At 64.3% G+C, this 18,277-nt stretch carries 18 protein-coding genes; 10 read left to right on the top strand and 8 right to left on the bottom strand.

Features of this window, described 5'->3' with window-relative positions; all coding sequences use genetic code 11:
• Positions 1-20: 20 nt before the first annotated feature.
• The 5 genes from hisI to FFS18_RS13525 all read left to right on the top strand — a co-directional run bounded on the left by hisI (position 21) and on the right by FFS18_RS13525 (position 4,847).
• On the top strand, positions 21-401 hold the full coding sequence (gene hisI, locus FFS18_RS13545; RefSeq protein ID WP_137871234.1) for a phosphoribosyl-AMP cyclohydrolase: 381 nt from the start codon (positions 21-23) through the stop codon (positions 399-401).
• Positions 385-927, top strand: coding sequence for a hypothetical protein (locus FFS18_RS13540; RefSeq protein WP_249340404.1), 543 nt, complete (start codon positions 385-387; stop codon positions 925-927). Before hisI ends, FFS18_RS13540 begins: the two co-directional genes overlap by 17 nt.
• Before the next feature lie 66 nt (positions 928-993).
• Complete coding sequence (locus FFS18_RS13535; RefSeq protein WP_120216354.1) at positions 994-1,425, top strand: MerR family transcriptional regulator; 432 nt, start codon at positions 994-996, stop codon at positions 1,423-1,425.
• A gap of 53 nt (positions 1,426-1,478) precedes the next feature.
• Positions 1,479-3,281 carry an acyl-CoA dehydrogenase C-terminal domain-containing protein gene (locus FFS18_RS13530; protein WP_137871233.1) on the top strand — a complete coding sequence of 601 codons (1,803 nt, stop codon included), beginning with the start codon at positions 1,479-1,481 and terminating at the stop codon, positions 3,279-3,281.
• Between the two features lie 45 nt (positions 3,282-3,326).
• Positions 3,327-4,847 carry a phospholipase D-like domain-containing protein gene (locus FFS18_RS13525; RefSeq protein ID WP_137871232.1) on the top strand — a complete coding sequence of 507 codons (1,521 nt, stop codon included), beginning with the start codon at positions 3,327-3,329 and terminating at the stop codon, positions 4,845-4,847.
• An 81-nt stretch (positions 4,848-4,928) separates the two neighbouring features.
• Here the strand turns inward: FFS18_RS13525 and FFS18_RS13520 are convergent, their stop codons facing one another.
• The 8 genes from FFS18_RS13520 to FFS18_RS13485 all read right to left on the bottom strand — a co-directional run bounded on the left by FFS18_RS13520 (position 4,929) and on the right by FFS18_RS13485 (position 12,216).
• Complete coding sequence (locus FFS18_RS13520; protein WP_137871231.1) at positions 4,929-5,780, bottom strand: HpcH/HpaI aldolase/citrate lyase family protein; 852 nt, start codon at positions 5,778-5,780, stop codon at positions 4,929-4,931.
• Positions 5,781-5,867: 87 nt separating this feature from the next.
• Positions 5,868-6,320 carry a MaoC family dehydratase gene (locus FFS18_RS13515; RefSeq protein ID WP_137871230.1) on the bottom strand — a complete coding sequence of 151 codons (453 nt, stop codon included), beginning with the start codon at positions 6,318-6,320 and terminating at the stop codon, positions 5,868-5,870.
• A gap of 130 nt (positions 6,321-6,450) precedes the next feature.
• Positions 6,451-8,292 carry an acetyl/propionyl/methylcrotonyl-CoA carboxylase subunit alpha gene (locus FFS18_RS13510; RefSeq protein WP_137871229.1) on the bottom strand — a complete coding sequence of 614 codons (1,842 nt, stop codon included), beginning with the start codon at positions 8,290-8,292 and terminating at the stop codon, positions 6,451-6,453.
• Complete coding sequence (locus FFS18_RS13505) at positions 8,289-8,735, bottom strand: endonuclease domain-containing protein (RefSeq protein WP_137871228.1); 447 nt, start codon at positions 8,733-8,735, stop codon at positions 8,289-8,291. Before FFS18_RS13505 ends, FFS18_RS13510 begins: the two co-directional genes overlap by 4 nt.
• A gap of 79 nt (positions 8,736-8,814) precedes the next feature.
• Positions 8,815-10,413 carry a carboxyl transferase domain-containing protein gene (locus FFS18_RS13500; RefSeq protein ID WP_137871227.1) on the bottom strand — a complete coding sequence of 533 codons (1,599 nt, stop codon included), beginning with the start codon at positions 10,411-10,413 and terminating at the stop codon, positions 8,815-8,817.
• Complete coding sequence (locus FFS18_RS13495; protein WP_137871226.1) at positions 10,410-10,703, bottom strand: hypothetical protein; 294 nt, start codon at positions 10,701-10,703, stop codon at positions 10,410-10,412. The genes FFS18_RS13500 and FFS18_RS13495 overlap by 4 nt, the downstream gene beginning before the upstream one ends.
• Positions 10,700-11,050: a hypothetical protein gene (locus tag FFS18_RS13490; RefSeq protein WP_137871225.1), complete on the bottom strand. Its 351-nt coding sequence runs from the start codon at positions 11,048-11,050 to the stop codon at positions 10,700-10,702. Before FFS18_RS13490 ends, FFS18_RS13495 begins: the two co-directional genes overlap by 4 nt.
• Positions 11,047-12,216 (bottom strand): isovaleryl-CoA dehydrogenase, encoded by a 1,170-nt coding sequence (locus tag FFS18_RS13485; protein ID WP_137871224.1) that lies wholly within the window; start codon positions 12,214-12,216, stop codon positions 11,047-11,049. The genes FFS18_RS13490 and FFS18_RS13485 overlap by 4 nt, the downstream gene beginning before the upstream one ends.
• A gap of 98 nt (positions 12,217-12,314) precedes the next feature.
• Between FFS18_RS13485 and FFS18_RS13480 the strand changes: the two genes are divergently transcribed.
• From FFS18_RS13480 to FFS18_RS13460, 5 genes are all read left to right on the top strand, one after another.
• Entirely contained in the window at positions 12,315-13,217 is a 903-nt protein-coding gene (locus FFS18_RS13480; RefSeq protein WP_137871223.1) for a LysR family transcriptional regulator, read from the top strand.
• An 81-nt stretch (positions 13,218-13,298) separates the two neighbouring features.
• Entirely contained in the window at positions 13,299-14,204 is a 906-nt protein-coding gene (gene cysD, locus FFS18_RS13475; RefSeq protein WP_137871222.1) for a sulfate adenylyltransferase subunit CysD, read from the top strand.
• The gene (gene cysN, locus FFS18_RS13470; protein WP_137871221.1) at positions 14,204-16,105 is read left to right on the top strand and encodes a sulfate adenylyltransferase subunit CysN; all 1,902 of its coding nucleotides are present in this window, start codon (positions 14,204-14,206) and stop codon (positions 16,103-16,105) included. The genes cysD and cysN overlap by 1 nt, the downstream gene beginning before the upstream one ends.
• Before the next feature lie 145 nt (positions 16,106-16,250).
• Positions 16,251-16,994, top strand: a complete 744-nt coding sequence (locus FFS18_RS13465) for a 3'(2'),5'-bisphosphate nucleotidase CysQ (protein WP_137871220.1) — start codon at positions 16,251-16,253, stop codon at positions 16,992-16,994.
• 105 nt (positions 16,995-17,099) lie between these two features.
• A complete protein-coding gene (locus tag FFS18_RS13460) occupies positions 17,100-18,239 on the top strand; it encodes a zinc-binding dehydrogenase (protein WP_137871219.1) in 1,140 nt (379 codons plus the stop codon).
• Positions 18,240-18,277 lie beyond the last annotated feature (38 nt).

Here is an 18,277-nt window from a genome sequence, read left to right as displayed (position 1 = left end):
GTGCTCTAAAGCCCGAAAATATGGACCAAGAGCGCGACACCGCCGACCGATTTCTCCCGCGTTTTGACGCTGCCGGATTGGTGACCGCCATCGTTACCGATGCCGACACCGGGGTGCTGTTGATGGTCGCGCACATGAACGCCGAAGCGATCGAGCGGACACAGGCGACGGGCCAGGCGTATTTCTGGTCGCGGTCGCGCGCGGCGCTGTGGCGCAAGGGCGAGACGTCGGGCAACGGACTGACGATGGTCGAAATGCGCGTCGATTGCGATCAGGACGCGCTGCTGCTGCGCGTGAAGCCCGTCGGCCCGGCTTGCCACACCGGACGTCGGTCGTGCTTTTATCGCCGTGTCGAGGCCGACGGGATACTGACGTTCCTGGACGATGATGCGCAAGGCTAAGCTCGCGCTGGCATTCGGCATATTGCTCGTCGCTGCGTGCGAGCGGCATGCGCCGGATCGCAGCGAGCAGGGGATCGACGCCGACAACCCGCTGGAGATCGCCGCGCGCGAACGCGGCGTCGTCGGTCCCGACGCGACGACGCCGGTTGGTGTGTTCGAGCGTTCGCACGATCTCGGCCGCGACGCGATGTGCGTCGTTCCCGACGGAGCGGGTCAGTGGCGGTTTGCGGTGACCGCAGCGTTCGGGACGACTTTGTCCTGTTCGGCGACCGGCACGATCGTCCGCGACGGGGACGGCTGGCGCATGCGTTTTGCTGGAGCGGACGGTTGCGAGGCGCTCGTGCGCGAAGAGGAGGACGAGCTGCGCCTCCCCGGAAGCTTGCCGCCGCAATGCGCCGCGCTCTGTCCAGCCCGCGCGTCGCTGTCGGGTTTGCGGTTGCCGCGCGCGAGCTGGTCCGCCGACGATGCGCGGGGCTTGCAGATCCGCGACGGGCAGGGCAATATGCTGCAACCGTGCGGGGGTTGAACGGTCCCGATATGCGCCAATTTGCCGGTCTTGACGTTCACGTCAACGGAAACTAGTTTCCTCGGCATGACCGAAGCCTACGGCCACTCCCATATCGATACCCCCGACCATCTGGGGCGCGAACAATTCAGCATCACCGACTTGTCGACCGAGTTCGGCGTGACCGCGCGTGCGCTGCGCTTTTACGAAGATGAAGGGCTGATCAGCCCGTCGCGCAAGGGATTGTCGCGCATCTATTCGAAACGCGACCGGGCGCGGCTGGCGTGGATCCTGCGTGCAAAGCGTACGGGGTTCAGCCTCGCCGACATTCGCGAGATGATCGACCTCTACGACGTCGGCGATGGTCGCAAGTTGCAACGGCAGGTAACGATCGAAAAATGCGAACAGCGCATCGGCCTGTTGCAGCGCCAGCGCGACGACATCGACAGCGCTGTCGAGGAATTGTCGCGGTTCATCGATATGGTGAAAAAAGTCGACGCGAGCCAAAAGGCCGGTTGAGCCTCTCCCCAGGCAAGCTACCATTGCCAACCTGATTTTCAGAAGGATTTCCCATGCCCGTGTATCGCGCGCCTGTGCAGGACAGCCTGTTCCTCCTCAACGATGTGCTGGGGGTTGAGCGCTACGCCAACCTGCCCGGTTTCGCCAACGCATCCCCCGACATGATCGAGGCGGTGCTGACCGAAGCCGGCAAATTCTGTGAGGAAGTGCTATTCCCGATCAACCAGTCGGGCGATCTGGAAGGCTGCACGCGCCACGACGACGGATCGGTGACCACGCCGAAGGGGTTCAAGGAAGCCTATAAGGCCTATTGCGACGCCGGATGGACCTTGCTGACCCAGCCCGAGGAATTCGGCGGGCAGGCGCTGCCGCATGTCGTCGGCTTTCCGGTCGAGGAATATCGTATGGCGGCGAACCAGGCCTTTGCCATGTATCCGGGGCTGACCCAAGCCGCGGTCGCGGCGATCCTGGTCAAGGGATCGGACGAGCAGAAGGCGACCTATTGCCCCAAGATGATTTCGGGCGAGTGGGGCGGGACGATGAACCTGACCGAGCCGCATTGCGGCACCGACCTGGGGCTGATCCGTACCCGCGCGGTACCCAACGGCGACGGCAGCTATGCGATCACCGGGACCAAGATCTTCATTTCGTCGGGCGAGCATGACCTGACCGAGAATATCGTCCACCTTGTCCTCGCCAAGACCCCCGACGCGCCCGACAGCGTCAAAGGCATCTCGCTGTTCATCGTGCCGAAGTTCCTGGTCAATGACGACGGCTCGCTCGGCGACCGCAACGCGCTGCAATGCGGATCGATCGAGCACAAGATGGGCATCCACGCCAATTCGACCTGCGTGATGAACTATGACGGCGCCAAGGGCTGGATGGTCGGCGAGGAGAATAAAGGCCTCGCCGCAATGTTCGTGATGATGAACGCTGCGCGCCTTGGCGTCGGTATCCAGGGGCTGGGGCAAGCCGACATCGCGTTCCAGAATGCGGTTGCCTATGCGCAGGACCGCCGTCAGGGCCGCGCGCTGACCGGGCCGCAAGACCCGCAGGAAAAGGCCGATCCGCTGTTCGTCCACCCCGACGTGCGCCGCATGTTGATGGACGCCAAGGCGACCGTCGAGGGACTTCGCGCGCTGTGCCTGTGGGGCGCGTTGCAGGTCGATCTGGCGCATGTCGCCGATACTGAGGAGGAACGCCAGCGCGCCGACGACCTCGTTAGCCTGCTGACCCCGGTGATCAAGGGCTATGGCACCGACAAGGGCTATGACGTCGCGACCAACGCGCAACAGGTGTTCGGCGGCCACGGCTACATCGAGGAATGGGGCATGAGCCAATATGTCCGCGATGCCCGCATCACGATGATTTACGAAGGCGCCAATGGCGTGCAGGCGATGGATCTGGTCGGACGCAAGCTCGCGCAGAATGGCGGGCGCGCGATCCAGGCCTTCTTCGCGGTCATCGACGGCGAATGCGCGCGCGCCAAGGACAACGAGGCACTGGCCGACTTTGCCGGGCGGCTTGAAAAGGCGAACGGCGAACTCAAGGCCGCGACGATGTGGTTCATGCAGAATGGCATGGCGAACCCCAACAATATCGGCGCCGGCGCGCATCATTATATGCATATCATGGGCATCGTCGCGCTGGGATCGATGTGGCTGATGATGGCAGAAGCGGCAGGGAAGGCGCTCGCGGAAGGTCGCGGCAACAAGGCGTTTCTTGAGGCCAAGCTGGTCACGGCGCGCCATTTCGCCGAACGCTTCCTGCCCGATGCGGGATCGCTGCGCCGCAAGATCGAGGCGGGCAGCGACGCGATGATGGCACTGACCCCGGAACAATTTTACGCCGCCTAATCGCGCCCCATGGAACGATCGCCGACGCCATGCGTGGCGTCGGCGATGAGCGATACCGAACGCCCGCGCACTTTGGCTCCGATCGTCGCCACCGGACGGAACTGCTGGCGTATCGAACGGGCGAACAAGGCGCGGATGATTGTCGATGCAGCCGACTATTATGCGCTGCTCGAACGGTTGATGGCGGGCGCGAAAGAGCGCATCCTGCTGATCGGGTGGGATTTCGATCCGCGTATTCCGCTCATCCCGGATGAGCGGGGCAAAGGCGAATCGCTCGGCCACTATCTCCTCCGCCTCGCCAAGGATCAGCCGAAGCGAGACATCGACATTTTGCGCTGGAACTTCGGCGGGCTGAAGCATCTGTTCGTGCCGTCGATCGTCGCGATGGTGCTGCGCTGGAAAATGACCCGCTCGATCAGCTTCCGGCTCGACAGCGCGCATCCGGTCGGGTGCAGCCACCATCAAAAGGTTGCCGTCTTCGACGATCATCTGGCGGTGTGCGGCGGCATCGACGTCAGCTCGGCGCGCTGGGACACGCGCGATCATGTCGACGACGACCCGCGGCGTACCGGCCCCAACGGCAAACCCTACATGCCGTGGCACGATTCGACGATGATCCTGTCGGGACCGATCGGCGAGGCGCTCGCCGATCTCGGCAACGAGCGTTGGCAGCGCGCGACGAAGAAGCCGCTGCGCGACCTGAGCGGCGCTGGCGAGAATTGGCCTGACGATCTTGAACCCGATTTCACGGACGTCGATGTCGCGATCTCGCGCACCAGCGCCGAATATGATGGCCGCGCCGAGGTGCGCGAGAATGAGCAGCTCTATCTCGACATGATCGCGGCGGCGCGGCGCTTCATCTATTTCGAGAATCAATATTTCACCAGCGGCGCGATTGCCGCGGCGATTGCGGCGCGGCTCGACGAGGACGACCCGCCCGAATTTGTGATGGTGATGCCCAAGACCGCCGACGGATGGCTGGAGCAGATGGCGATGGATGCGGCGCGCGTGCAACTGGTCCGCTCGATCGCCAGGTCGCGCCATGGCGACCGGCTGAAGGTCTATGTCCCGCACACCAAGGGCGGCGAGCCGATCTATGTCCATGCCAAGACCGCGATCGTCGACGACCGGTTGATCCGGATCGGATCGTCGAACCTCAACAATCGGTCGATGGGGCTCGACAGCGAGTGCGACGTCACGATCGATGCGGCATTGGCGGCGAACAAGGGCGTCGAGCCGGTGATAGCGCGGCTTCGCGAGTCACTGATGGCCGAGCATCTTGACGTCGCCGTGAAGGATGTGGCGGCGACGTTCGAGCGCAGCGGGTCGTTGATCGAGACCATTGAGGAGCTGCGCGGGGAGGGGCGGTCGCTCGAACTGCTGGACCTGGTTCGGCCTGGCCCGCTGGACGAGTTTATCGCGGACAATGAAGTGCTCGATCCGACCAGCCCCGATGCGATGTTCGAAAGCATCGCCGAGCGCGGGCTGAAAAAGAGCTGGCACCGCGGACGCAGCTGGATGAAGCGGCATCGGCCGTTTGGGCGGTCGAAGGCGTCGGCCTCTTAGCCGTAGCCCTGAGCTTGTCGAAGGGCGCTTCACCGAGAAGCGCCCTTCGACAAGCTCAGGGCTACGGTGATTTCGGAAGCCTCAATCCGCGAGCGACAGAATATGCTTCGCCTGTTTGAGGTGCGGGGCATCGACCATCTTGCCGTCGACCTGGAGCACACCGACGCCCGGCTGCGCCGCAAAGGCGTCGACGATCGCCTGCGCGCGGGCGACCTCGTCGGCGCTGGGGGTGAAGGCGGCGTTGATCCCGGCGACCTGTGACGGATGGATCGCCATCATCCCGGTAAAACCGTCGCGGCGCGCGCGGGCCGCATAGGCAGCGAGGCCCGCCTCGTCCTTGATTGCCGGGAACACCGTATCGATTGCTGCGGCGCCCGCGGCATGCGCGGCGAACAGGGTGAGCGCGCGCGCGACGTCATAGGGCGCGGTGTAGCTGCCGTCGGCCTCGCGGCTGGTCGTGGCGCCAATAGCGGCGGGCAGGTCTTCGGCGCCCCAGGTCAGCCCGAGCAGGCGGTCCTGCGCCTCGCGGTAACTGCCCAGCGTGAAGATCGCCGCAGCGGTTTCGGTGGCGATCGGCAGGATCGGCGGCAGCGAAGCGTCGGACGCCGATTCGCTGCGCAGTATCGTGTCGAGCTGCGCGATGCTCGGCGCGCCTTCGGCCTTGGGCAGCATGATCGCGTCGGGACGCGCGGCGATGATCGCGGCGACGTCGGCGGCGGTCAGGTGGCCGTCGAGCGGATTGACGCGCACCAGCGTGATGACTTCGCGTTCGGCGACAAGATAGTCGGCAATGGCGTGCCGCGCCGCGTCCTTGTTGGCGAGCGAAACCGAATCCTCGAGGTCGAGGATGATGGCATCGGCGCCCGATGCCGCCGCCTTGGCAAAGCGTTCGGGGCGGTCGCCGGGGACGAAGAGGAGGGAGCGTAGTCGCATGGAGTTTGTCCGTAGTCCTGAGCTTGTCGAAGGACGCTTATCGGCCGTGAGCCGCCCTTCGACAAGCTCAGGGCTGCGGTATCTGCGTCAGTCGGTGCGTTTCTTGACTAGCGTTGAACGCTCGCACTGACACACAAGTTCATCGCGCTGGTTGAGGCAGCGGTGGAGGAAGGTAACGATCCCGGCGTTGGGCCGCGATTTCGATTCCTTGAGCCCGATGACCTCGCTTTCCGCGCGCAGCGTATCGCCGATGAACACCGGCTTGGGCATCACCAGCTTGTCGTAACCGAGGTTCGCGACGAGCGTGCCGAGCGTCGTGTCGCCAACCGACAGCCCGACCATCAGGCTGAACGTGAAGGTGCCATTGACGAGGATCTGGCCGAATTCCGACGCCTTCGCCGCCTCGATGTCGAGGTGCAGCGGCTGCGGATTGTGCGTCATCACCGTAAACAGCAGATTGTCCGTCTCGGTGACGGTGCGGCGGATGTCGTGGGTCAGCGTGTCGCCGATGGCCCATTCGTCGAAAAATTTGCCGGGCATCACTTCTCTCCATTACTCGTCATGCTGAACTTGTTTCAGCATCCATGGCCCGTACTCTCGTCTGGCGCAGTGTCTATTCTGACGTCCGGCCATGGACCCTGAAACAAGTTCAGGGTGACGAACAACAGGGCTATTCCCTCGCCGCTTCGATCCGCACCAGCAGCGCCTCGACCTGCACCTGCGCCCCTGCGGTTGCATTAAGTTCCGCTACAACCCCATCGAACGGAGCGGTCAGGCTGTGTTCCATCTTCATCGCTTCGAGCGTGAGCAGCTTCTGCCCCTTCCTCACCGTGTCGCCCGCCGCGACATCGACTGCAATGACCTTGCCGGGCATGGGGGAGAGGATCGCGCCGTCGCCCGCTGCGCCCCCGGCGCCACCCGCCGCACGCCAAGGGGTGAGCTGCCACACCGAACCGCCCTCGGCGACGAGCATCGCGGGTGAGGGCTCGTCGACGCCCGGGCCGTGCAGGTCGACCTCGACGCGCTTGCCGTCGAGCAGGAAAGGCGCGCTGCGCACGTCAGGCGCGTTCAGGCGGAAGCCCGATTGCAGCGAGCGCGGCGTCATCGCCATTGCAGCGTTGGTGAGCGCTTGCGCCGAGGGTTCAGGCTCCGCCGTCATCGCGTCGCCGTCGCGGCCGATCAGGCCGGTGTCGACCGTGCCTGCGACGAAATCAGGATGGTCGAGGGCGTTGATCAGGAACGCCGAATTGGTCTTCACTGGCCAGATAGCGCTGTCCTCGAGCATCTCGGACAGCAATTCGCGCGCTTCGTCGCGGTCCTCGCCCCACGCGATGACCTTGGCGATCATCGGGTCATAGAAGGGCGAGACCTCGGCGCCTTCATAGACGCCGGTGTCGACGCGGCCCATATGTTCGGGAAGCTGGAACAGTTCGAGCGTGCCGATCGAGGGCAGGAAGCCCTTGGCGGGGTCTTCCGCATAAAGCCGCGCTTCCATCGCCCAGCCGTTGATTGCCAGTTCGTCCTGCGTCAGCGGGATCGGCTCGCCCGACGCGACGCGCAATTGCCATTCGACAAGATCGACGCCCGTGATCTCTTCGGTCACCGGATGCTCGACCTGCAGGCGCGTGTTCATTTCCATGAACCAGATGCGGTCGGCGCGCAGGCCTTCGGACGCGTCGGCGATGAATTCGATCGTGCCAGCACCAACATAGTCGACCGCCTTCGCCGCGCGCACCGCGGCGGCGCAGAGCTCGGCGCGCGTCGCTTCGTCCATGCCGGGGGCGGGGGCCTCCTCGATCACCTTCTGGTGGCGCCGCTGCAGCGAGCAGTCGCGCTCGAACAGGTGGACGACATTGCCGTGCGTGTCGCCGAACACCTGCACCTCGATATGGCGGGGGGTCAGGATATATTTCTCGATCAGCACATGGTCGTTGCCGAACGACGCCGCGGCCTCGCGCTGGCACGAGGCGAGCGCATCGGCGAAATCGGCTGCTGCGTCGACCTTGCGCATCCCCTTGCCACCGCCGCCCGCAACCGCCTTGATCAGCACGGGGTAGCCGATCTGCGCGGCCTGTTCGGAGAGATGGGCGGGGTCTTGGTTCTCGCCCATATAACCCGGCGTCACCGGCACCCCGGCCTCGGCCATCAGCTTCTTCGCGGCGTCCTTGAGGCCCATCGCGGTGATCGATGAGGGCATCGGCCCGACCCAGACGAGCCCGGCATCGGCGACCGCCTGTGCGAACTCGGCATTTTCGGAGAGGAAGCCATAACCCGGATGGATCGCTTCGGCCCCGGTCGCCTTCGCCGCGGCAATGATCTTCTCGCCGATCAGGTAGGATTCGCGCGCCGGCGACGGCCCGATATGCACCGCCTCGTCGGCCTCGCGCACATGCAGCGCCTTGGCATCGGCGTCCGAATAGACTGCCACGGTCCGTATGCCCATCTCGCGCGCAGTGCGGATGATACGGCAGGCGATCTCGCCGCGATTGGCGATGAGGAGGGAATTGATCATGCACGATCCTCCCCGGCACGGGGAGGGGGACCATCCGCAGGATGGTGGAGGGGCACAGGCGGTTTGCCTTGCCGTTGACTGATCTTCATTGCCCGTTCCTTGCACACTTCGATTATTCGCGTCACAGCATTTTTCAAATTTGTCATGATGGCGGTCGCCGGTATGCGCAGCGTCGCGATGTGTTGCGATCTGAGGAAATCCGATCGCGCCGCATCCTGCTGCGCTGCTCGTTCGCTATCATGTGCTTGTCCGTCGATTTCCACTGCCAGCCGGACCCCCGCACAATAGAAATCGAGAATATAAATGCCCGCCGGATGTTGGCGCCGAAACTTGAAACCTTCCGGTCGTTCCCGAAGCAGGCGCCAGAGCATCCGTTCGGGAAGGCTCATCTCGCTGCGCAGCTTACGGGCGCGTTTGAGCGTGTCGCGCGGGCCGGTGATCACCGAGGGCGCCCCTCCACCATCCTTCGGATGGTCCCCCTCCCCGTTCCGGGGAGGATCGCTTTCCTCCGGCAGAGCATCATCACATCCTGAACACCCCAAAGCCGCGGTCCCCGACCGGGGCGTTCAGCGTTGCGGAAAAGGCCAGCCCAAGCACGTCGCGGGTCTGCGCAGGGTCGATGATGCCGTCATCCCACAGCCGCGCGGTCGCGTGATACGGGTTGCCCTCATCCTCATATTTCTGGCGGATCGGTGCCTTGAAGGCTGCGGCCTCTTCGGGGGTCCATTTTTCGGCGTCGCGGTGGACGGTTGCTAGCACCGACGCGGCCTGCTCGCCGCCCATCACGCTGATCCGCGCATTAGGCCAGGTGAACAGGAAGCGCGGCGAATAGGCGCGGCCGCACATGCCGTAATTGCCTGCCCCGAAGCTCCCGCCGATCAGCACAGTGATCTTCGGCACCGTCGCCGTCGCCACCGCGGTCACCAGCTTGGCGCCATGCTTGGCGATCCCTTCGGCTTCATATTTGCCGCCGACCATGAAGCCGCTGATATTCTGGAGGAAGAGCAGGGGAATGTGGCGTTGCTGCGCCAGCTCGATGAAATGCGCGCCCTTGACCGCAGATTCGCTGAACAGCACGCCATTGTTCGCGAGGATCGCGACCGGGATGCCCCAGATGTGGGCGAAGCCACAAACCAGGGTGGCGCCATAATTCGCCTTGAACTCGTGGAACTCGCTGCCGTCGACGATGCGCGCAATGACTTCGTGCACGTCATATGGTGCGCGGACATCGTCAGGGACGACACCGTAGAGCTGCTCGGGATCATATTTGGGCGGGCGCGGGTCTTTCAGCGCGACGTCGAACCCGGTGTCGGCGCCTAGATGGCTGACAATGTCGCGCACGATGGTCAGCGCATGCTCGTCATTTTCGGCGAGATGATCGACGACGCCCGATTTCTTCGCATGCAGGTCGCCGCCGCCAAGATCCTCGGCGCTGATTTCCTCGCCCGTCGCGGCCTTCACCAGCGGCGGGCCGGCGAGGAAGATCGTGCCCTGGTTGCGCACGATGACGGTTTCGTCGGACATTGCGGGGACATAGGCGCCGCCCGCGGTGCAGCTGCCCATGACGCAGGCGATCTGCGGGATGCGCTTCGCCGACATATTCGCCTGATTGAAAAAGATGCGCCCGAAATGGTCGCGGTCGGGAAACACCTGATCCTGATGCGGCAGGTTCGCGCCGCCGCTGTCGACCAGATAGATGCACGGCAGGCGGTTCTCGAGCGCGATTTCCTGCGCCCGCAGATGTTTCTTCACGGTCAGCGGATAATAAGTACCGCCCTTCACCGTCGCGTCGTTGCACACGATCATGCATTGACGCCCCGACACGCGACCGATCCCGCAGATCAGCCCGGCGCCCGGCACTTCACCGTCATAAAGGTCATTGGCGGCAAGCTGCCCGATTTCCAGAAACGGCGAACCCGGATCGAGCAGCCGCTCGACGCGCTCGCGCGGGAGTAGCTTGCCGCGGCTCGTGTGCCGCTCGCGCGACTTTTCATTGCCGCCCAGCGCGGCTTCGGCAACGCGTGCGCACAGCTCGTCCTTCAGCGCGCGGTTGTGCGCGGCGCGGGTGCGAAATTCGTCGCTGTCGGGATCGACATTGGTGCCAAGAACCGGTGCGCTCACTGTTCAGTCTCTCCCCGCTTTTCGTCCGGATCACCCGGTGTATCTTTCAGGATCAGGTAACGATAGACGCCGATCGCGTTGATGATGAGCAGCGCGATATTCTGCCAGCCGATGCCCTCGCTATCGGGTTGCAGAAAACCCCATACAATCAGCGCGATGCTGCTGGTCACAAAGATCACGAACGCCCAGCCGGTGCGGCGCCGTCCGAGGTTTAGCGACACGATCAACGCCGCCAGCGTCGACGCGCCAGCGCCATAATATTGCAGGGCGGTGAGCAGCGTATCGTTCACGCTGCCGCGCCCAAGATCGCGAACACGCCCGACGCGGTCAGGATCGGCCAGCCGATGTGCCGCCCGCGGGTATAGAAGGCATCGGCCAGACCGACCGCGACCCATGCCGCGCCGACCAACAGGATCAGCGCGCGTGGCGTCCCCGGCCACACCACCGTGGCCGCCGAGACCAGCATCAGCAGCGACATCGCGTGCCAGGCAAAGCGAAATACGCGGCGCGCGAGGTCGACCGCCATGATGCCTTGATCGAGTGCGAGCAGCGGCTGGATCAACCGCTTTTCGCCGAGCGCGCCATGCACGAGTGCCGTCGTCGCCATGAAGGCTGCCGACAGCCAGAGCCAGATCATGCCCCGGCGCCGATCAGTTCGCGGCCGATCAGCATGCGGCGGATCTCGTTGGTGCCCGCGCCGATGTCGAGCAGCTTGGCGTCGCGCCAGTAGCGCTCGACCGGCCAGTCCTTGGTATAGCCCGCACCACCCAATGCCTGAATTGCTTCGCCAGCGACCTTCACCGCATTCTCGCTCGCGAGCAGGATCGCGCCCGCGGCGTCGAAGCGCGTCGTCTGCCCGGCATCGCACGCTTTGGCGACGTTATACACATAGGATCGCGCCGACTGGAGCATGACATACATGTCGGCGACCTTTGCCTGCATCAGCTGGAACGAACCGATCGGCTTGCCGAACTGCTTGCGCTCGCGGACATAGGGAATGACGGTGTCGAGGCACGCCTGTATGATGCCAAGCTGGAGCCCGGCGAGCACGACGCGCTCATAGTCGAGCCCCGACATCAGCACGCCGACGCCGCCATTCTCGGGCCCCATCACCTGTTCTTCGGACACTTCGCAATCGGTGAAGACGAGCTCGGCGGTAGGCGAACCGCGCATGCCGACCTTGTCGATCTTTTGCCCGATACTGAACCCCGGCATGTCCTTTTCGATCAGGAAGGCGGTGATGCCGCGCGATCCCGCGTCAGGCGACGTCTTGGCATAGACGACCAGCGTGTCGGCATGGCTTGCGTTGGTGATCCAGAATTTGGTGCCGTTGAGGACATAGCCGCCCTGAACTTTGTCGGCCTTCAGCTTCATCGAAACGACATCGCTGCCCGCGCCCGCCTCGGACATCGCGAGGCTGCCGACATGTTCGCCCGAAATCAGCTTGGGCAGATATTTCGCCTTTTGCTCGGCATTGCCCCAGCGGCGGATTTGATTGACGCACAGGTTCGAGTGCGCGCCGTAGGACAGGCCGATCGCGGCGCTGGCGCGGCTGACTTCTTCGACTGCGATGACATGTTCGAGATAGCCGAGGCCGAGGCCGCCAAATTCTTCCTCGACGGTGATACCGTGGAGCCCGAGCTCGCCCATCTGCGTCCACAGTTCGTCGCGCGGGAACCAGTCGTCGGCGTCGGCCTTGGCGGCGAGCGGTGCGATCTGTTCGTCGGCAAAGCGGGCGGTGGTATCGCGGATCATGTCGGCGGTTTCGCCGAGCGCGAAATCGAAATCGGGGGTGGCGCGCATGGGGGACCTATCGGTTGAGGAAGGACGGGCGCGATACTGCCCGATTTGTCCAGCATATGGAAATTGAAAGGTCGATAGATTTCGCATAAGTAAAATCTATGATAAAGCGTGCGCATATCCGTCAGTTCCTGGCCGTCGTCGATGCCGGCAGCTTCACCCAAGCCGCTCTGCGAATCCGCGTGACGCAACCGGCGCTGTCCGCCGGGGTCGCCGAACTGGAAAAGCTGACCGGAGCGCCGCTGTTCATCCGCAACCGGCGCCAGATCCGCCTGACCGAGGCGGGCGGGCGCTTCCTGCCGATCGCACGCGACCTGGAGCGCGGTTTCAAGGCGGCCGATGATTTCGGCCGCGATAGCGACCGGTCGGTGACCGAGCTGAAATTCGGCGTGATCCGCTCGGCGCCCGCCGAGTTGTTGCAAGCGATCATCGCCGCCTTGCGACCCGGCTTTGCCATCGAGATCATTGAAAACAGCGATTCCGAGTTGCGCGCCGCACTCGGCAGCGGGCGGATCAACATGGCGCTGGTGCCGCTGCGAACGGGTGAGCAAGGCGCACATGTGGTCCCGCTCTATGACGAGCCGCTCGCCATGTTCATCGCGGCGGATCATCCGCTGGCGGGGCGTATCGCGGTCGGTCCCGAGGAATTGGCCGCCGAAACGATGATCGCGCGCCGCTCGTGCGAATTTCTAGGCGCGACGAGCCGCTTCTTCACGCGCCACGGCGTACGCCCGCGCTTTGCCCTGCGCAGCGAGAGCGACGAGCGTTGCCTGCGCATGGTGGCCGCGGGGATCGGCATCACCACCGCGCCGGTGTCGCTGGCGATCGAAGGCATCGTCCCACTGAAAGTCACCGGTTATGATTTCCGGCGCGAGCTGGGGTTGATCGTCGATCCGGCATGGGCTTCGCTGCCCGATGTCGATCCGCGGCTGGCGCATGCCCGCGACACCGTGCGGGCCATTGCCGCCGATTGGCGACGGACCCGCGTCGATACCGCGGCGTGACGCCGACCTCACAAGTCTGGCTTGCACGGGTAAAAGGCCATACAGCTTGATCGTCCTGAGATGGAGAGGCAAGGGCGGGGCATGATCGATACGCTGACCCATCTCGACCGGCTCGAGGCCGAGAGCATTCATATCATGCGCGAAGTGATGGCCGACGCGGCCAAGCCCGTGATGCTCTACAGCGTGGGCAAGGACAGCGCGGTGATGCTGCATTTGGCGCGCAAGGCCTTTTATCCTTCGCCGCCGCCGTTCCCGTTGCTGCACGTCGATACGACGTGGAAGTTCAAGGCGATGTACGAATTGCGCGACCGGATGGCCGCGGAATCGGGCATGGAGCTGATCGTCTATCAGAACCCCGAGGCGAAGGAGCGCGGGATCAATCCGTTCGATCATGGCCCGCTGCACACCGACATGTGGAAGACCGAGGGGCTCAAGCAGGCGCTTGATCTCTATGGTTTCGACGTCGCTTTCGGCGGCGCGCGCCGCGACGAGGAAAAGAGCCGGGCGAAGGAGCGGATTTTCTCGTTCCGCACCGCGAGCTATGGCTGGGATCCCAAGAAGCAGCGGCCCGAGCTGTGGAACCTCTACAACGCCCGCAAGGCGAAGGGGGAGAGCATCCGCGTCTTCCCGATCTCGAACTGGACCGAGCTCGACATCTGGCAATATATCGCGCGCGAAAATATCCCGATCGTGCCGCTCTATTTTGCCGCGCCGCGCCCGACGGTGGAGCGCGACGGACTGTTGCTGATGGTCGATGATGAGCGCTTTCCGTTGAAGGATGGCGAGGTGCCGGTCGAGCGCTCGGTGCGCTTCCGCACCCTTGGCTGCTACCCGCTCACCGGCGCGGTCGAGAGCGAGGCCAGCACGCTGAGCGAGGTCATTCAGGAGATGCTGCTGACGACGACGAGCGAACGGCAGGGTCGCATCATCGACAAGGACGGCGGTGACGCCAGCATGGAGAAGAAGAAGCAGGAGGGGTATTTCTGATGACCGATCCTGTTTACGTCACCGACGCGCTGATCGCCGAGGATATCGACGCCTATCTCGCGGGGCATGAGAAGAAATCGCTGCTGCGCTTCATAACCTGCGGTTCGGTCGACGACGGCAAATCGACGCTGATCGGGCGGCTGCTCTATGACTCGAAGATGATCTTTGAGGACCAGCTCGCCGCGCTCGAAGCCGACAGCAAGCGCGTCGGCACGCAGGGGCAGGAGATTGACTTCGCCTTGCTCGTCGATGGCCTCGCCGCCGAGCGCGAGCAGGGGATCACGATCGACGTCGCGTATCGCTTTTTCACGACCGAGAAGCGCAAGTTCATCGTCGCCGACACGCCGGGGCATGAGCAATATACGCGCAACATGGTCACCGGCGCCTCGACCGCCGACCTCGCCGTGATCCTGATCGACGCGCGCAAGGGCGTGCTGACTCAGACGCGACGCCACAGCTTCCTCGCGCATCTGATCGGCATCAAGCATATCGTGCTGGCGGTGAACAAGATGGACCTTGTCGGTTATGACAAGACCGTGTTTGAGCGCATTTTGCTGAGCTATCGGGCGTTTGCGAGCGAGATTGGCATCACCAACTTCACCGCGATCCCGATCTCGGGCTTCAAGGGCGACAATATCACCGCGCTGTCGGACAATATGCCTTGGTTCAATGGGCCCGCACTGATCGAGCATCTCGAAAATGTCGAGATCGGCGCCGCCGCCGACGAAGCGAAGCCGTTCCGCCTGCCGGTGCAATGGGTTAACCGCCCGAACCTCGATTTCCGCGGCTTCTCGGGCCAGCTTGCGAGCGGCAAGGTTCGCCCCGGCGATGCCGTACGCATCCTGCCGAGCGGCAAAACGACGACGGTCGATCGGATCGTTACCCTCGACGGCGACTTGGGCGAGGCCGTCGCGGGCCAGTCGGTCACGTTGACGCTGGCCGACGAGGTTGATTGCTCGCGTGGCGATGTCATCGCGGCGGCGGACAATCCTCCTGAAGCCGCCGACCAGTTCGAGGCAACGCTCGTCTGGATGGCGGACGAGGCGATGATCCCGGGGCGCGCCTATTGGCTGAAGCTCGCGACACAGAGCGTCTCGGCGACGGTGCAGGCGCCGAAGTACGAGATCAACGTCAATACGCTCGACCATCTGGCGGCGAAGACGCTCGACCTTAACGGCATCGGCGTTGTCGAAATCTCGACCGACAAGCCGATTGTGTTCGAGGCCTATGGCGACAACCGGACGCTTGGCGGCTTTATCCTGATCGACAAACTTACGAACGCAACGGTCGCCGCGGGGATGCTGCACTTCAGCCTCCGGCGGGCGCAGAATGTCCACTGGCAGGCGACCGACATCAGCCGCGAGATGCGGTCGGACCTCAAGAACCAGAAGCCCGCGCTGCTCTGGTTCACCGGCCTGTCGGGATCGGGCAAGTCTACGATCGCCAACCTCGTCGAAAAGAAGCTGCACCGGATGAACCGGCACAGCTTCCTGCTCGACGGCGACAATGTCCGGCACGGGCTGAACCGTGACCTGGGCTTTACCGAGGCGGACCGGATCGAAAACATACGCCGCGTCGGCGAGGTCGCGAAGCTGATGACCGATGCGGGGCTGATCGTCATCACCGCGTTCATTTCGCCGTTCCGCGCCGAGCGCGAGATGGTGCGGTCGATGCTACCCGAGGGCGAGTTCATCGAAATCTTCATCGATACGCCGCTCGCGGAGGCCGAACGCCGCGACGTTAAAGGCCTATACAAAAAGGCGCGCGCCGGGCAGCTCAAGAATTTCACCGGCATCGACAGCCCCTATGAGGCGCCCGAGAATCCCGAAATTCGTATCGACACAACTGCGATGACGCCCGAGCAAGCAGCCGACGTCATCATCGATCGCTTGCTGGGATGAAGGTAGCCGACTTTTTCCGTTCCCCTGCGAAGGCAGGGGTCCATCTCCGACCCGTGCGTCTCGCCAGCGAGCTTGGTTGGGCAACGATGGTGCCGGTGATGGGCCCCTGTCTTCGCAGGGGAACAAAGCAAGGTTCGTTATCGACATGACCGAAACCGACGACCAACTGGCCGAACGGCTCGCTACGGCGGCGGGCGCGATCCTGCTGGCGCTGCGGGCCGAAGGTTTGGATGGCAAGGCGCTGGGGCAGGCGGGCGATGCTGCGGCCAACGCGATGCTGTGCCGCGAACTGCGCGCGGCACGCCCCGACGATGCGATCCTGTCCGAAGAGGAAAAGGACAGCGCCGCGCGGTTGGCGCATCGCCGGGTGTGGATCATCGACCCGCTCGACGGTACGCGCGAATATGGCGAGGGACGCGACGATTGGGCGGTGCATGTCGCGCTCGCTGTCGATGGCGTGGCGACGGTCGGCGCGGTCGCGCTGCCCGGGCTCGGAATCACGCTGACGTCGGGCGCGCCGGTTCCGCTCCGCCCCGCGAATAGTCCGCTACGGATGCTGGTCAGCCGCACGCGGCCCGCAGCCGAAGCGGTGTTCGTCGCCGAAAGGATCGGCGCCGAACTGGTCGGCATGGGGTCGGCAGGGGCAAAAGCGATGGCCGTCGTGCGCGGTGAGGCCGACATCTACCTGCACACCGGCGGCCAGTATGAATGGGACAATTGCGCGCCGGTCGCGGTTGCGCAGGCGGCAGGGCTGCACGTCAGCCGCGTCGATGGGGCGCCGATCCGCTACAATAATGCGGATACCTACCTGCCCGACCTGCTGATCTGCCGCGCCGGGCTCGCGGACGAGGTACTGCGGCTCGCCGCGGAATATCGCCCAGCCTCATGATTGTCATCCCGGCCTTTGCCGGGATGACTGGTTATGGAGAGGTTGCCAGTCTCGGCGCAACACCGTAATCCGTTTCATCAAGAAACCGAACCCGGGAGACCTGCGATGACCGACCTGCCTGAAACCAACCTCACCATGCTGACGCTCGTGAAGCCCGAGGGCCAGCTCGAGGTGTCGCTGGCGCGGCGGCCGATGCCGACGCCCAAGCCGCATGAGGTGCTGGTGAAGGTGCTCGCCGCGCCGATCAACCCGTCGGACCTTGGCCTGCTGTTCGGCGGCGCCGACATGTCGACCGCGCGCGCATCAACGCGCGACGGGCTGCCCGTGCTCACCGCCGATGTGCCGCCCGCGGGCATGCGCGCGATGGCGGGACGCGTCGGCGAAGCAATGGCGATCGGCAACGAAGGATGCGGCACCGTCGTCGCGGCGGGCGCATCGCCCGAGGCGCAGGCGCTGGTCGGCAAGACCGTCGCGCTGCTCGGCGGCGAGATGTACGCCGAATATCGCTGCCTGCCGGTGCAGATGGTCATGCCGCTGCCCGACGGGACCGACCCCGCCGACGGCGCGTCATGCTTCGTCAACCCGCTGACCAGCCTCGCCTTTACCGAGACGATGCGCATGGAAGGCCATAGCGCGATCGTCCACACCGCAGCGGCGTCGAACCTTGGCCAGATGCTCGTGAAGATTTGCGCGAAGGACGGCATCCCGCTGGTCAACATCGTGCGCAGCGACGCGCAGGTCGACATATTGAGGGGCATCGGGGCGCAATATGTCGTCAACAGCAGCGCTGACGACTTCATGGAACGGCTAGTCGACGCGATTGTCGAGACGGGCGCGACGATCGGCTTCGACGCAACGGGCGGCGGCAAACTGGCGGGACAGATCCTGACCGCGATGGAAGCCGCCGCGGTCAAGAAGATGACGACATACAGCCGCTATGGTTCCGATGCGTTCAAGCAGGTCTATATCTACGGTGCGCTCGACCTGTCGCCGACGACCTTCTCGGCGCGCAGCTTCGGCCTGACCTGGGCGCTCGGCGGGTTCCTGCTGACCCCCTTCATGGCGAAGGCGGGGCCGGAGGTCGTGGGCCGGATGCGGAAGCGCGTGGTCGACGAGCTGACGACGACGTTCAAGAGCCACTACAGCCACGAAGTTTCGCTGACCGGCGCGCTCGATGTCGATACGGCGCAGGCCTATAATGCGAAGCGCACGGGCGAGAAATATCTGATCAAGCCGCACGGATAGGCGCGGGGCCGGTTTCGTCCGAATACTGTCGTCGCCCC

Origin of the sequence: Sphingopyxis sp. 2PD, from assembly GCF_005503695.1 — a bacterium.
Classification (GTDB): domain Bacteria; phylum Pseudomonadota; class Alphaproteobacteria; order Sphingomonadales; family Sphingomonadaceae; genus Sphingopyxis.
Note: the sequence above shows the minus strand (reverse complement) of the source record. Positions and strands in the feature narration are given on the sequence as shown.